The 14,624-nt window shown below is 57.7% G+C and carries 15 protein-coding genes; 3 read left to right on the top strand and 12 right to left on the bottom strand.

What is annotated here, in order from left to right:
• Positions 1-135 precede the first annotated feature (135 nt).
• Entirely contained in the window at positions 136-525 is a 390-nt protein-coding gene (locus AO242_RS19960) for an SCP2 sterol-binding domain-containing protein (RefSeq protein ID WP_027899867.1), read from the top strand.
• Here the strand turns inward: AO242_RS19960 and AO242_RS19955 are convergent.
• The 11 genes from AO242_RS19955 to AO242_RS19905 form a co-directional block, all read right to left on the bottom strand.
• Complete coding sequence (locus AO242_RS19955) at positions 522-2,483, bottom strand: DUF7844 domain-containing protein (protein WP_099270084.1); 1,962 nt, start codon at positions 2,481-2,483, stop codon at positions 522-524. The genes AO242_RS19960 and AO242_RS19955 overlap by 4 nt on opposite strands.
• Positions 2,480-2,800, bottom strand: coding sequence for a DUF2388 domain-containing protein (locus AO242_RS19950; protein WP_099270083.1), 321 nt, complete (start codon positions 2,798-2,800; stop codon positions 2,480-2,482). Before AO242_RS19950 ends, AO242_RS19955 begins: the two co-directional genes overlap by 4 nt.
• A 36-nt stretch (positions 2,801-2,836) precedes the next feature.
• Positions 2,837-3,142: a DUF2388 domain-containing protein gene (locus AO242_RS19945; protein ID WP_099270082.1), complete on the bottom strand. Its 306-nt coding sequence runs from the start codon at positions 3,140-3,142 to the stop codon at positions 2,837-2,839.
• 104 nt (positions 3,143-3,246) lie between these two features.
• Positions 3,247-3,564, bottom strand: coding sequence for a DUF2388 domain-containing protein (locus tag AO242_RS19940; protein WP_099270081.1), 318 nt, complete (start codon positions 3,562-3,564; stop codon positions 3,247-3,249).
• A gap of 132 nt (positions 3,565-3,696) precedes the next feature.
• Positions 3,697-4,890 carry an MFS transporter gene (locus tag AO242_RS19935; RefSeq protein WP_099270080.1) on the bottom strand — a complete coding sequence of 398 codons (1,194 nt, stop codon included), beginning with the start codon at positions 4,888-4,890 and terminating at the stop codon, positions 3,697-3,699.
• Between the two features lie 438 nt (positions 4,891-5,328).
• Positions 5,329-5,544 (bottom strand): DUF1127 domain-containing protein, encoded by a 216-nt coding sequence (locus AO242_RS19930; RefSeq protein ID WP_027899874.1) that lies wholly within the window; start codon positions 5,542-5,544, stop codon positions 5,329-5,331.
• A gap of 317 nt (positions 5,545-5,861) precedes the next feature.
• Positions 5,862-7,355, bottom strand: a complete 1,494-nt coding sequence (locus AO242_RS19925) for an acetyl-CoA hydrolase/transferase family protein (RefSeq protein WP_099270079.1) — start codon at positions 7,353-7,355, stop codon at positions 5,862-5,864.
• Between the two features lie 181 nt (positions 7,356-7,536).
• Positions 7,537-8,982, bottom strand: coding sequence for an NAD(P)(+) transhydrogenase (Re/Si-specific) subunit beta (locus AO242_RS19920; protein WP_099270078.1), 1,446 nt, complete (start codon positions 8,980-8,982; stop codon positions 7,537-7,539).
• Positions 8,982-9,302 carry an NAD(P) transhydrogenase subunit alpha gene (locus tag AO242_RS19915; RefSeq protein WP_027899877.1) on the bottom strand — a complete coding sequence of 107 codons (321 nt, stop codon included), beginning with the start codon at positions 9,300-9,302 and terminating at the stop codon, positions 8,982-8,984. Before AO242_RS19915 ends, AO242_RS19920 begins: the two co-directional genes overlap by 1 nt.
• A 10-nt stretch (positions 9,303-9,312) precedes the next feature.
• Positions 9,313-10,434, bottom strand: coding sequence for a Re/Si-specific NAD(P)(+) transhydrogenase subunit alpha (locus AO242_RS19910; protein WP_099270077.1), 1,122 nt, complete (start codon positions 10,432-10,434; stop codon positions 9,313-9,315).
• A 424-nt stretch (positions 10,435-10,858) separates the two neighbouring features.
• Positions 10,859-11,770: a LysR family transcriptional regulator gene (locus AO242_RS19905; RefSeq protein WP_099270076.1), complete on the bottom strand. Its 912-nt coding sequence runs from the start codon at positions 11,768-11,770 to the stop codon at positions 10,859-10,861.
• Between the two features lie 153 nt (positions 11,771-11,923).
• Here AO242_RS19905 and AO242_RS19900 point away from each other — a divergent pair, with 153 nt between their 5' ends.
• On the top strand, positions 11,924-13,105 hold the full coding sequence (locus AO242_RS19900; protein ID WP_099270075.1) for an acyl-CoA dehydrogenase: 1,182 nt from the start codon (positions 11,924-11,926) through the stop codon (positions 13,103-13,105).
• A gap of 11 nt (positions 13,106-13,116) precedes the next feature.
• Positions 13,117-14,337 (top strand): CaiB/BaiF CoA transferase family protein, encoded by a 1,221-nt coding sequence (locus tag AO242_RS19895; protein WP_099270074.1) that lies wholly within the window; start codon positions 13,117-13,119, stop codon positions 14,335-14,337.
• Between the two features lie 20 nt (positions 14,338-14,357).
• Here the strand turns inward: AO242_RS19895 and AO242_RS29565 are convergent.
• Positions 14,358-14,624, bottom strand: a 267-nt coding sequence (locus AO242_RS29565; protein ID WP_218927848.1) for a hypothetical protein, incomplete at its 5' end; no start/stop codon positions are given.

The following is a 14,624-nucleotide window of genomic DNA, read 5'->3' as shown; positions in this document are numbered from 1 at the left end:
AATCTCTCTAGTTATAACGCGACTTCAATATGACCAATCAGTCACGAAAAGTTACCCATCTTCTTCGAATTTGCTGCTGAATAGCCTCTAACAAGCAGCTACACTCGCGGCCCATATTCCTTGCGAGCCGTACCCATGAAATTTCGTTTTCTTCTCTGGATGCTGGGCCTGTTGATGGCGCGGGCCAGTCGCAATAATCCGGCGTTTCAACAGCAGCTCGCCGGTAAGGAATTGACCTTCGTGCTGCAAACGGCTGACGGCAAGGTCGCTCGGCATTTTGCGGTAAGCGGGCAGCGTGTCAGCAGTGCGTCGGGTGTCATTGCCGAGCCCGGTTTTGCGATCATCTTCAAGGACGCCGCCTACGGCTTCGCCACGCTGCAAGCCAAAAACAAGCAACTGGCTTTCATGCAGGGCATTCAGGACAAGGATATCCAGATCAAGGGCAACGCCGGTCTGGTGATGTGGTTTCAGGGCTTGATGAAGTACCTGAAACCACGCAAGAAGAAGCAGCCGGTCAAAGCTTAAGGCAGCTCCAGGCCGCCACCGGCTTTGTGCAATGCCCGCAGGTGCTCACTGAGCTGCTTGAGGTTGGCCTCGTTAGCGGCAATTTCCTTGGCGCGCTCGGGTTCGAGCAGGGCGCGGACTTCTTTGTCCAGGTCGCCGGTCAGTCGTTGTAGTTGCTTCTGACGCTGACTGCTTTCGTCTTCCAGGCGTTTCCATTCCGCCGTTTGCGGCAAGCCGTAGCCGCCGCTGTCGAGCAGTTCTGCCGGACGACTGAGGAAGCCGCTGCTGGCGAGAATTTCCTGCAGGGTGCCAGTGGCTTTGGAGACGCTGCCGTCTTTCTGCTCGCGGGCGCTGAGGTAGCGTTGTTTGACCTCATCCTGAGCCAGCAACAATTGCCGACGCAGGCTGGCCTGTTCAAGCAGCAACATGGCCGCACTGGTGCGTAAGTCCGCTTGCGGCAGCCAGGGTTTGCGCTCTTCGGCAGACAGCGACATCCATTCTTCAACGGTGGTCTGCTTGATCGGTAAATGCTTTCTCAACACGTCGAACATCGCTTGGTAGCGGTCGCGATAGGAGTCGAAGCGGTAGCCTCTACGCAGCGCTTCCTTCGGGTCGTCCAGCACGCTGGTATCGGCCAGACCGCGGCCTTTGAGCACTTCAAGCAAGCCATTGGGCAAGATGCTGTCCAGGTCGACCAGCTTGGGATTGTTGGTGCCGCTGCGCAGCAGTTTGAGGTTCTCCACCGCGCAATTATTGGACAGGAAGAAGTAGCTGCCGTCGTAACTCCAGTGCATTTCAGCGGCGTGCTGTACCAGACCTTCGATTTCCGGGCGGGACAGTTTCAGTGGTACGGAGGCGAGGCTGCGCAGTTCGGTCTTGGTGTATTCGTCGATCACCTGTGCCAGCGGCAGCACGAACAGCCGCGACGGGTAGGCGCCCATCAAACCATCCCAACTGGACAGCTGAACATCTCCAACAAAGGCGCGATAGGACAGCACCAGATGTTGGTCCAGATCGAGACGACAGTCGGGGCCACGCGGGCGACCGGGCTTGCAGATGACCAGCCGCAACATGCTGTGGCCCCAGCGGCTCATCATGTTCTGGTTGGCTTCGGCCAGCAGGTAATCCACCTCATACACCCGCTCGGGGTCGAGTTTGCCCAGTGGCTCACGGCCGAAATCGTTGCCCGCGTTCAGGTACGGATAGAAGGACGGGCACTGGTCTTTTGCCGCAGGTGCCCAGCCGAATTGTTCTTTGTAGTAGGCGTACAGCGCCGGGCGACGGCAGACGTAGGCCGGGTCGAGCAGAAAGTACTCCATGTTGACCGCGACGAATTCCAGCGGGCTGGTGGTTTCGTAGATGTCGGGGCTGCGTGCAACCTGACCGTTGTGCTCTTCGCGATCGCCGCGGCGGCCCACGTATTGCGGCCAGCCTGCCAGGTCCAGCAAGCGCGGGTCGTCGCTTAATGTGAAGCGGCGGTCAGTCTGACCTCGGCAGTAATCAGGCAATCCCACTTTACCCAGCGAGCTGCTGCGCCGTCCGCACTGGAAGATTATCGAGCGTTGGGCCGGTGACCACAGGCGCGCGCGGTCATAAATGTGAGTCAGCTCGTGCAGCACGGTGGCGAGCATTTCCCGGCGCACGGTGCCATGGGGGCGGTTGGTTTTTTTCGTTGCGGCGCTGCCGTCGGTCAAGCCAGCCAGCAGGTTGGTATTGAGATCGAGTCGATACGGTCCGGATGCCTGGCCATAAGCATTGGCAGGCATGTCGGCGGACCAGCGCACGTCAACACGTCGATCCAGATCCTTGACGAAGCTGGGCGGGAGGGCGCCGAGAGCCTCGTCCAGTAGCGTCTGGGTAGCTTTTTGCTGCGCAGGGCTGAGGCCGCTGGTATCCAGCGACAGGCTCAGGTCAGCGAAGGCGGACGTGCCAAGCAGAGACAATGCGCCCGCCAGCAGCCAGACGCAGAGGCGCCTCACAGAGCGAGAATGGCTTCGGCGAGCACTTGATCACTGGCACCGCGGGCTTCTGGCAGGCGGGTGCGCAGCATATCGAATGCGGCGTCGAGTTGTGCGCCGTGAATATCGCCACCGCTGGCCACGTAGCTGGCCGCGTCGTCTTTGGCCTGAACCACGATTTTGGAGTCGCGGATCGAGGTGGTGGTGTCGGACGTGAAGTCGATGGTGCGACCGAAAGCGCGCACGATGATGTTACTGGTCTGCACGACGGTCTGTGCTTGAGCGATGTCAGCCAGCAAAAACAGACCCAGTGTGGCGGCAATCAGGGGGGTACGCATGGAACGTCTCCAAGTAATGCAGAAGAGGTGAAGTGGCTATTGGACGAGGATTGCTTGCGCGAGTTCGAGGTCGCTGACACTAAGTTTTGGATTAGCCTGGCGCAGAGCCATTAGTGCTGATTCCAGACGTGCTCCCAGCAGCTCGCCGTCACTGGCGACAAAGGCCGCAGCGTCATCCTGCGCCGCAACAATCAGCTTTCTATCAAAGGGCGCTGTCGTCACTTTGCTGGTGACGTAGCCTGTTATGACCAGGGATTGCGTGGTGGTATCCAGCGCCTGGGCCGGTGCGGTCCAGAGCAGGCACGTTATCGGGGTGATGAACAGCAGCGGCAGTAAACGCATGGCTCTCTAACACTTGCAAAAACGAGCCGCAAGGCTAGCGCAATGGCCGGGCTAGAGCCAGCCCGACAGCCGGGCAAGATTGCCCAGGCTGTCGGAGCGCGACGTCAGATGGCCAGGATGGCTTGGGCCAGTTGAGCATCGGAAGCTTGCAGTTGTGGCGCGATCTGGCGAATGTGCTGGAGGGCATTTTCCAGGCGAGCACCACGGATTTCACCGGCGCTGCCGACAAACGTGGCGGCGTCATCGCGGGCTTCACGAACAATCTTGTCGTCCCTGAAGGAAGAGCTGACGTCGGAAGTAGCGTTGGTCGTTGAATCAACGGTGCGCACCATGGCATCAGTTGTTACAACAAAGCTGGTGGCGTTGGCGCCGGTAGCAGCAGTCAGCAGGACAGCGGCACCTAGCAGGCGAAGACGGGACATGATCGGACTCCAGTGGAACAGAAAGCGATAGTAAGAAACGCGGGCCAGCCCGGCTGTTTCGTGAAGGCCGTGACAGAACTGATCGTACGGGACTGTCCAAGCCTAGCATGGCAGCGCTGTAGACGGTGTGTCCTAGGCTCTGCGGGCATTGGTCAGCCGAGCGTCGTTGAGCCATCTGCCCAGGCTGATGACCCAGACCAGCAGGGCAATCAAACCGGTGCTGAACAGCATTCCATTGACCCCGCCATGGACGATGAGTTTGCCTGCGAGGAAGGGAAAGCCAAACACGCCCAGAAAATAAGCCAGGCTGAAGAGCAGTAACGACTGCGCTGTGAGCCCGGAAGGTGCTTCATTAGCAGCAAGCCCGTTGATGACTGAATAGTTGAGGCCATAACCGACGCCCAGCATGGCGGCCGCCAAGCCGTAGCTGATGCTGTCATGGACCCACTGTCCAAAGCCGACGACGGCAATCAGCATGATGGCGCTTAGCACGCAGGACGCCGCAAAAGGGTTGCGCTTGACCACCCAGCTCGCAATCAGCAAGCGGCAGCAGATGGCTGCACCCATGAAGCAGATGAAAAATACCGAGTAATCAAGTCCCAGGCTGGAGGCGTAGCTGGTCTGGAAGCTGCCCAGACCGCCGAAAATCGCCCCGCCAAGCCCAACCATCAGAATGGAGAAGGCCGCTCGGGAGGTTAAGACCTTGATCGCAGAGTCCAGGCCGATCTGTGCGCGATCTGCGGATGAGGCGTTCGCGTGCGTGCGTTGTCCCGTCCGCCAGAAATACAGTCCACCTGCTACCGCCATGGCCGAAGCACAGAAAAAAGCGGTCTGGATCGGCAGCCCGAAGTAACCCGCGAGTTTCCCTGCCAAAGGTCCGGAGCCTATACCGGTCAACATGCTGCCCGAGAGCAACGCAAAGCTGTGGCTGCGGCGAGCGGGTTCAACCATACCCGCGACCATAATGGGCCCCAAGGTATAAAAGACTCCCCAACCGAGGCCAAGCATCAGGGCGCAAATCATCAGCCAGGGGCCGAGGCTATCTGCAGTTGCGAATCCTAAGGAGGCTGCCGCCAGAAAACTCGCTCCCAACGCTATACAGCGCGCAGGCCCCCATTTATCGGTCAAATGCCCAGAGCCCAGCACAGCTGCAATCGTGCTGATCATCGCGACGGAAATCACCTGGCCCGCATAACGCTCATCCCCGCCGAAGGATTTGATCAGTAGCGTCAGGAGGAAGGTTGAGCCATAAGAGACCGAAAGCAGCAGGCTTGCGATGCAGAAGGCGCCAAAGGTTGAAGGCTGGCTGGGCGAAGAATGGGTCATGCGCGTATCCATGCGAGGTGGTTCTGGCTTTTTAGCACTGACGCGCATGGAGTTGGTTGGGTAAGTGGCGGAGTGAAGATAAGGGGATTCATAACAAACTGTACTTGTTGTCTTTATTTTTATCAGAACTGTACTTGTTCTCTCGCGGCTGAAGCCGCTCCTACGTATGCGTATGCGTGTGGGAATCGAATACCTATATGGATACCAATATTCGTAGGAGCGGCTTTAGCCGCGAGAGCAATGTTTCAAGCGAGAGAGAGACTGGAAATGTCTTGGCCCTCTCCTGGCTGAAGCCAATCCTACGAGAGAGCGTAAAACGCGCAAACATCAATTCCAGAAATGACAAAACCCGTCGGCAGTTACCTGCGACGGGTCTTGTATGAAGCAATTCGGGTTGCTGGTGAGTGACCTTGGGAGGTCAGGACCAGCGTGCGCCAGTTAGCGCCAGAACGGCTTGCTCAGCTCTTCGTAACGTTGCGATTCGCTGATACCTGCGTCAGCCAGCAGACGTGCATCCAGGCGGGCCAATTGGTGGCGGCTGGACAGGCGACGTTGCCAAAGCATCAGGTTAGCGAAAGCGCGAAGAGGCCATGCAGCTTTTGCGGTTGTAGCGGTGTTTTCGTGGAAAAGGTCGGAACTGAGTGTACGTTCCATGGTGTGCATCCTTCCGCTTGTGGCGGGCTAGAGAGTGATTTAACTGGTGCCCATCTTCCTCCGAGTTGGCCAGTCTCTCTAGACACAGTTCAACTGTATTGTGCGAGTTCAGTTAACTGTTTAAAGGCACTGTTTTGTTCCTATTTGGGGCAACTGTATCGGTCTGCACGTTTTCAGTGCATTTTGTGCGCTGATTTGGTGAAAACCCTGTTTTACCCCCTTCAAATGACCGGTACAGCAGTACAGTTTTTTCAGTATTGTCTTTTTGCATGTTGTTGCGAGGCAGAAAACTGTATTGCTGCCTCGCAACTGTTTGCCTAGATGGGCAGCATGCTGCCCGTTTCGTCTAGGCGAGCGTGCCAACTTAGTGCTTCGCGCAGTACGTGCGGGGTGTGTCCGCCTTTAAGGCAAGCGGCGGCGAAGTAGGCGTTGAGGGCGTCTCGGTAAGCGGGATGCACACAGTTGTCGATGATCACTCTGGCGCGTTCCCGAGGGGCGAGGCCACGAAGATCCGCCAGGCCTTGCTCGGTCACCAGGATGTCCACGTCATGCTCGGTATGGTCCACATGACTGACCATCGGCACGACGCTTGAAATCGCCCCGCCCTTGGCAATGGATTTGGTCACGAAGATCGCCAGGTGCGCGTTGCGGGCGAAATCCCCCGAGCCACCGATGCCGTTCATCATGCGAGTGCCGCAGACGTGGGTAGAGTTGACGTTGCCGTACAGATCGAACTCGAGGGCGGTGTTGATGCCGATGATGCCCAGGCGACGGATGATTTCCGGGTGGTTGGAGATCTCCTGAGGGCGCAGCATCAGGCGCGATTTGTAGCGCCCGAAGTCGGCATACACTTCGGCGTGTTTGTTGGCGGAAAGGGTCATGGAGCTGCCGGAGGCGAAGCTCAGTTTGCCCGCGTCGAACAGTTCGAATGTCGAGTCCTGCAGAACCTCCGAATACATGGTCATGTCATGGAAAGGCGAATCCACCAGGCCATGCATGACGGCATTGGCGATGGTGCCAATCCCGGCCTGCAACGGCATCAGCTTGTTGGTCAGCCGGTCCTCGCGCACTTCGTTTTTGAAGAACTCCACCAGGTGATTGGCGATGGCCTGGGTGTCCAAATCCGGCGGCAATACTGTTGAGGGCGAATCAGGTTGGTTGCTGATCACGATGCCGACGATTTTTGCCGGATCGATCTGTACCGCCGGGTTGCCGATGCGCGTGTCAGCTTGCAGTACTGGAATGGGCAGGCGGGTAGGGCGATAGCTCGGAATATAGATGTCGTGCAGGCCTTCCAGCTCCAACGGTTGGGCGAGGTTGATCTCGACGATAACTTCCTTGGCCAGAATCGCAAAGCTGGCAGAGTTGCCCACTGAGGTGCTGAGCACCAGATGCCCCTCTTCGGTAATCGCTACGCATTCGATGACGGCCAGATCCACGGCCTTGATCTGCCGGTTACGCAGTTGCTCGACGGTGTCGGACAGGTGGCTGTCGATGAACATCACCGAGCCATCGTTAATAGCCTTGCGCAGCGTGCTGTCGACCTGAAATGGCGAGCGACGCGACAGCACGCCGGCTTCGGTCAGTTGCTTGTCCAGGTCGTTGCCCAGGCTGGCGCCGGTCATCAGGCTGATCTTGAGCGGCGACAGCTTTGCGCGTTCGGCCAGTGCGTGGGGCACGGCTTTGGCTTCACCTGCGCGGGTAAAGCCGCTCATGCCGATGGTCATGCCGTCCTGAATCAAGGCGGCAGCATCAGCCGCGCTCATAACCTTGTTCATCAGGGAAGGCAAGCGGATACGATCACGGTACATGGGATTCTTGTCTCGGAGGTGGAAGCGAAGTCCAAGTCTAGAGAGTTGGGCTGTGTTCGTCCCGCTACGAAGGTCGCATTGGAGGCTCTAATTAGCGGCTTTCAAAGCAAAACACTGTTACGCAGAATGTAAAAAGCCCCGGCGTTTTTGCACCGGGGCCCAGGTTAAACGCGCCTGGAGACTACGCGTTGTCGACCGCCTTCACCATGTCCTCGATCACCTTTTTGGCGTCGCCGAAGACCATCATGGTTTTGTCCAGATAGAACAGTTCGTTGTCCAGGCCGGCATAACCGCTGGCCATCGAGCGCTTATTGACGATGATCGTCTTGGCCTTGAAGGCTTCCAGAATCGGCATGCCTGCAATCGGCGATTTAGGATCGTTCTTGGCTGCCGGGTTGACCACGTCGTTCGCCCCCAACACCAACACCACGTCCGCCTGACCAAACTCGGAGTTGATGTCTTCCATCTCGAACACCTGGTCGTAAGGCACTTCGGCCTCGGCGAGCAGTACGTTCATGTGGCCCGGCATGCGCCCGGCAACCGGGTGGATCGCATACTTAACGGTCACTCCGTGGTGGGTCAGCTTCTCGGTCAGCTCTTTAAGCGCGTGCTGTGCCCGGGCAACTGCCAGACCATAGCCTGGAACGATGATCACGGTGTCGGCGTTGGTCAGCAGGAATGTCGCGTCGTCGGCCGAGCCGGATTTCACCGGGCGCGCCTCTTTGGTGCCTGCCGGGCCCGCCACATCAGTTGCGCCGCCGAAGCCACCACCAATCACGTTGAAGAACGAGCGGTTCATCGCTTTACACATGATGTACGACAGAATCGCGCCGGAAGAGCCTACCAGCGAGCCGGCGATGATCAGCATCGAATTATTCAGGGAGAAACCGATGCCGGCCGCTGCCCAGCCGGAATAGCTGTTGAGCATCGACACGACCACAGGCATGTCTGCCCCGCCAATCGGGATGATCAGCAGTACACCGATCACGAAGGCAAGAGCCAGCATAATAGCGAACGCGGCGAGGTTACCGGTGAACATGAAGAACAGGCCGAACGCCAATGTCGCCAGACCCAAGACCAGATTCAGTTTGTGCTGCCCGGCGAACTGTACCGGTGCGCCCTGGAACAGGCGGAACTTGTACTTGCCGGAGAGTTTGCCGAAAGCGATCACCGAGCCGGAGAAGGTGATTGCGCCAATGGCCGCGCCCAGGAACAGCTCCAGACGGTTACCCGCAGGGATGGCATCGCCCAGATTCTTCACGATATTCAGAGACTGCGGCTCAACCACTGCTGCGATAGCGATGAACACTGCTGCGAGGCCAATCATGCTGTGCATGAAAGCCACCAGCTCAGGCATCTTGGTCATTTCAACGCGCTTGGCCATGATCGACCCCGCGGTGCCGCCGACCAGCAGGCCAATCACGATGTAGCCGATGCCAGCCGTGGTGTCGGACAGGGCTGCCAGCTTGTAAACGAGGCCAATGGTGGTTACGACGGCCAGGCCCATGCCGAGCATGCCGAACAGGTTGCCGCGACGTGACGTGGTCGGGTGCGACAAACCTTTGAGAGCCTGAATAAAGCAGACCGCCGAAACGAGGTACAACAAGGTGACGAGGTTCATGCTCATTACTTCGCTACCTCATCTTTGGCTTTCGGCGCTTTTTTCTTGAACATCTCCAGCATGCGCCGGGTGACAAGGAAACCACCGAACACGTTGACGGCGGCCAGAGCCACGGCCAGGGTGCCCATGGTTTTGCCCAGTGGTGTCACGGTTAGCGCGGCAGCGAGCATGGCGCCAACGATGACGATCGCCGAGATGGCATTGGTCACGGCCATCAACGGCGTGTGCAGGGCTGGCGTTACGTTCCAGACCACGTGATAACCGACGTAGATCGCCAGCACGAAAATGATCAGGTTGTAGATACCTGGGGAGATCAGCTCTTCCATTGTTTTATCCTCAGCCGTTCTTGCGGATGACTTGGCCGTCGCGGCACATCAGGCACGCGGCAACAATGTCGTCTTCCAGGTTGATGTGCAGCTGACCGTCCTTGTCGAACAGCAGCTTCATGAAGTCCAGCAGGTTGCGGGCGTACAGCGCCGAGGCGTCTGCGGCGACCAGCGCGGGCAGGTTGGTGTAACCCACGAGAGTGACACCGTGCTCGACGACAACCTGATCGGCTACGGTCAGCGGGCAGTTGCCGCCTTGGGCTGCCGCCAGATCGATCACCACCGAGCCAGGCTTCATTTCGGCGACGGTTTCTGCGCTGAGCAATACCGGCGCTTTGCGGCCAGGGATCAACGCGGTGGTGATGACGATATCCGACTGTCTGGCGCGTTCATGCACTGCAATCGCCTGACGCTGCATCCAGCTGGCGGGCATCGGGCGGGCGTAACCACCCACACCGACGGCGCATTCACGCTCTTCATCGGTTTCGTAAGGCACGTCGATGAACTTCGCACCCAGGGATTCGATTTGCTCCTTCACCGCTGGACGCACATCGGAGGCCTCGACAACCGCGCCGAGACGCTTTGCGGTAGCGATGGCTTGCAAGCCAGCCACGCCAGCGCCGAGCACCAGTACTCGCGCAGCTTTGACGGTGCCCGCTGCAGTCATCAGCATCGGCATGAAACGCGGATAGTGATGAGCGCCCAACAGCACGGCTTTATAGCCCGCAATGTTGGCCTGTGAGGACAGCACATCGAGGCTTTGCGCGCGGGAAGTGCGCGGCGCAGCTTCCAGAGCAAAAGCGGTGATGCCTTGCTCGGCCATCTTGGCGATGGTTTCGCTGTTGAAGGGGTTGAGCATCCCGATAACGATAGTGCCGCGCTTGATCTGCGCCAGTTCGCTGTCGTTCGGCGCGCAGACCTTGAGCAGCAGCTCGGCAGAGAGTGTTTCAGCTGCGGCACCCATTGTGGCGCCTGCTGCTTCATAAGCATTGTCCGTGACGCTGGCAGTGATGCCCGCCCCACTTTGCACCGTAACCCGATGGCCTTGGGCGATCAGCTTCTTGATAGTTTCGGGGGTTGCAGCAACCCGCTTTTCACCCAACTGGGTCTCGAGAGGAACGCCAATGTGCACGTGTAATCTCCTGCGTGATCTTCTTGTTTTCTTCAATTAGGCCAGCGCACTTCAGCAAGTACGACTGGGGCTGCCGATCAGCATGATCCCGCCATTTCCGGGCGGGGCGCGGCATTTTGCAGGCGAAGTTTGGTGCCTTCAATTCATTTTGTAACGAGACGATAAATTAACTACAAGTCATCCCGTGACCAAATGTCGCAGCATTCGGCTTTGAGCCCTTAATTGCTGGGCCTTACAGGGAAAGTAGTCGAAATATCAGAAAACCCTGAATTCAGTTCTGGAATCATGGGTGTGACGAGAGAATATGGCTGGGAATCAGGCGGAGTGCGGCCTAGAGGCCTTATTTTTCGTGCGGAGATAAGAAAGCGTTTATGCGACAAAAACGTATATCTGTAGGTTTTATGGGGGTATGACTACATAGCTATCAGGCCTTTCTAAAGCTTTCGTGCTCGTAAGTCCTGGCTTGCTCTACGAGCCAGTCGCGAAATGCGCCTAGTGATGCCGATTCCACTTTGCGCACCGGAATCATCAGGTAGTACGCCTTGGGGCTGGCAAGTGCGTGCGGGTTGGCGATCACCAGCCGCTGTTCTTTCAACTCTCGCTGGATAAGGAAGGGTGGGATCAGGGCGATGCCCATTTCGTGGCTGGCAGCTTGAGCGAGCATCGAAAACAGCTCATAGCGTGGGCCCGTCATGTCCCGTGCGACGTTCATCTCCAGCCCGCTGAACCATTGTCGCCAGGCGTAAGGGCGAGTGGTTTGCTGCAGCAGCGGTAATGTCGCGATTTCTACCGGGTCAAGCTGGCTTGCTTTTCCTAACAGTGCCGGGCTGCAGACCGGCACGGGATTTTCGCCCATCAGTCGGTGCGACTCGGTGCCTGGCCATTCCGCATCGCCAAAGTAAATAGCAGCGTCGAAATCGGTATCGGCAAACAGAAACGGGCGAGTGCGGTTGGTGAGGTTTACTGTGACGTCAGGCTGACGCTGCTGAAAATCTTTCAGGCGGGGCAATAGCCATTGGGTGCCAAAGGTTGGGACGACTGCCAGTTCTATCGCGTTGGCGCCCTGATTGCCCATGACTGACAAGGTGTCGCGCTCCACGGCATCCAGTTGCGTCGCGACACGTCTGCTGTAGGACAAGCCCGCTTCGGTCAACTTCACTCCTCGCCGAGAGCGCCTGAACAGTTCTATACCGAGGAAGGATTCCAGGCTACCGATCTGTCGGCAGATGGCGCTCTGAGTGAGGGAAAGTTCTTCAGCGGCCTTGGTGAAGCTTTCATGGCGAGCTGCTGCCTCGAAGCTGACCAGTGCGGCGGTGCTGGGGATTTTGCGGCGCATGTACGAAGACCTCACTAATCACAGCCAGTATCGTTCTTGTTATGAGTTTCGGAGTGAGAAATTAGCACAATAGCGTGCGGATTCATCGTTTGTGAGGTTGCTGCGCCCGGTCTAGGATCAGTCCATAACTATTTCAACGATTGAGGATGGCTCATGGCTGGCAAGGCAAGCTTCAACTGGATTGATCCCCTGTTGCTGGATCAGCAGCTCACCGAAGAAGAGCGCATGGTGCGCGAAAGCGCGGCGCAATTCGCTCAGGACAAGCTGGCACCCAGAGTGCTTGAAGCCTTCCGTCATGAGCAGACCGATCCTGCGATCTTTCGTGAAATGGGTGACGTTGGTCTGCTCGGGGCGACTATTCCGGAAGAGTACGGCGGCAGCGGCCTTAATTATGTTTGCTATGGGTTGATCGCACGGGAAGTGGAGCGGATCGACTCTGGCTACCGTTCCATGATGAGTGTGCAGTCTTCTCTGGTGATGGTGCCCATCAACGAGTTCGGTACCGAGGCGCAAAAGCAGAAGTACCTGCCAAAGCTCGCGTCCGGCGAATGGATTGGCTGCTTTGGTCTGACGGAGCCTAATCACGGGTCTGACCCTGGTGCGATGATTACCCGGGCAAAGAAAGTCGACGGCGGCTACAGGCTTTCAGGCAGCAAGATGTGGATTACTAACAGTCCGATCGCTGATGTGTTCGTGGTCTGGGGCAAGGACGACGAAGGAGACATTCGCGGCTTTGTGCTTGAGAAGGGTTGGGCCGGGCTGAGCACTCCGGCAATTCATGGCAAGGTCGGTTTGCGCGCCTCCATCACGGGCGAGATCGTCATGGATAACGTCTTTGTGCCTGACGAAAATATCTTCCCTGATGTGCGAGGTCTTAAAGGTCCTTTTACCTGTCTTAACTCAGCCCGTTATGGCATCTCATGGGGCGCTTTGGGTGCCGCCGAATTCTGCTGGCATACCGCTCGGCAATACACCCTGGATCGGCAGCAGTTCGGGCGTCCATTGGCGGCCAATCAGTTGATCCAGAAAAAGCTGGCCGACATGCAGACCGAGATCACCCTGGCGCTGCAAGGTTGTCTGCGCCTGGGGCGAATGAAGGATGAAGGAACGGCAGCAGTTGAAATCACTTCGATCATGAAGCGTAACTCCTGCGGCAAGTCCCTGGACATCGCCCGTATGGCTCGCGACATGCTGGGCGGTAACGGTATCTCCGATGAGTTCGGCATTGCCAGGCATCTGGTCAACCTTGAGGTGGTGAACACCTATGAAGGGACTCATGACGTGCATGCGCTGATTCTCGGCCGTGCGCAGACCGGCATTCAGGCCTTCTATTAAGGAGGCTGGCAATGGGGGCGCTATCGCATATCCGTGTTCTGGATTTGTCTCGGGTGTTGGCCGGGCCTTGGGCGGGGCAGATCCTGGCCGACCTGGGTGCTGAGGTCATCAAGGTCGAGCGGCCGGGCAGTGGTGATGACACTCGCGCATGGGGGCCTCCCTTTCTGAAGGATGCTCAGGGCGAGAGCACCAGTGAGGCTGCTTATTACCTGTCGGCTAATCGCAACAAGCAGTCAGTCACCATCGACTTCACTATGCCCGAAGGGCAGAAGCTGGTCAGGGAGCTGGCAGCAAAGTCCGACATCGTGATTGAGAACTTCAAGGTCGGAGGTCTGGCTGCCTATGGTCTGGACTACGCCTCGTTGAGTGCAATCAATCCCGGTTTGATCTATTGCTCGATAACCGGATTTGGGCAAACCGGTCCTTATGCCAAGCGCGCCGGGTATGACTTCATGATTCAGGGGTTGGGCGGATTGATGAGCCTGACCGGGCGTGCGGATGATCAGGAGGGGGCGGGTCCGGTAAAGGTGGGTGTCGCACTGACGGACGTTATGACCGGGGTTTATTCCAGCACGGCGATCCTGGCCGCTTTGGCGCACCGTGATCAGAGCGGGCTTGGTCAGCATATCGATATGGCGTTGCTGGATGTGCAGGTGGCCTGTCTTGCGAATCAGGCGTTGAACTACCTGACTACCGGCATTGCTCCTACCCGGTTGGGGAATGCGCATCCGAACATCGTTCCTTATCAGGACTTTCCCACGGCTGATGGCGACTTCATCCTTACGGTGGGTAATGACGGCCAGTTCAGGAAATTTGCCGAAGTGGCCGGACAGGCGCAGTGGGCTGACGATCCAAGATTCCTGACTAATAAGCTGCGGGTCGCTAACAGGGCAGAGCTGATCCCTCTGATTCGTCAGGCGACTGTGTTCAAGACCACTGCGCAGTGGGTGAGCGAGCTTGAAGCGGCGGGTGTGCCTTGCGGGCCAATCAATGACTTGGCTCAGGTATTCGATGATCCGCATGTGCGGGCGCGAGGGCTGGTGACGAGTCTGCCTCACGCGCTAGCCGGGAGTGTGCCGCAGGTGGCCAGTCCCATACGCTTGTCTGCGACCCCGGTTGAGTATCGGCATGCGCCTCCTTTGTTGGGTGAGCATACTGGCGAGGTACTTGAGCGGGTGCTGGGGTTGCCCACGGCGGAGGTGGTCAGGCTGAGGCGGGGTGGCGTGCTTTAGTGCTTCTATATATAGGCTCTCTATATAGAAGAGAGAGGTGTTTTAAGGTTTTTCATTAAAAGTTGAAAATTAGGGGTTGACGGCCTCTCTAATCTCTCTATAATTCGCACCTCTTCTGGCGCAGACAGAACGAAAAACTCCTTGATAATCAATGAGTTGGACGGTTCGGTTGGCTCGGAAGAGGCTTCGATGAGGTTGATCGAAAGCCGTGAAAAAAAGGCAGTTGACAGCAGGTTGTAACGCTGTAGAATTCGCCTCCCGCTAACGAGCAACGTGATGTTGATCGA

Origin of the sequence: Pseudomonas sp. ICMP 561, from assembly GCF_002699985.1 — a bacterium.
Taxonomy (GTDB): domain Bacteria; phylum Pseudomonadota; class Gammaproteobacteria; order Pseudomonadales; family Pseudomonadaceae; genus Aquipseudomonas; species Aquipseudomonas quasicaspiana.
The sequence above is the reverse complement of the archived record's forward strand: the minus strand, read 5'-3'. Positions and strand labels throughout refer to the sequence as shown.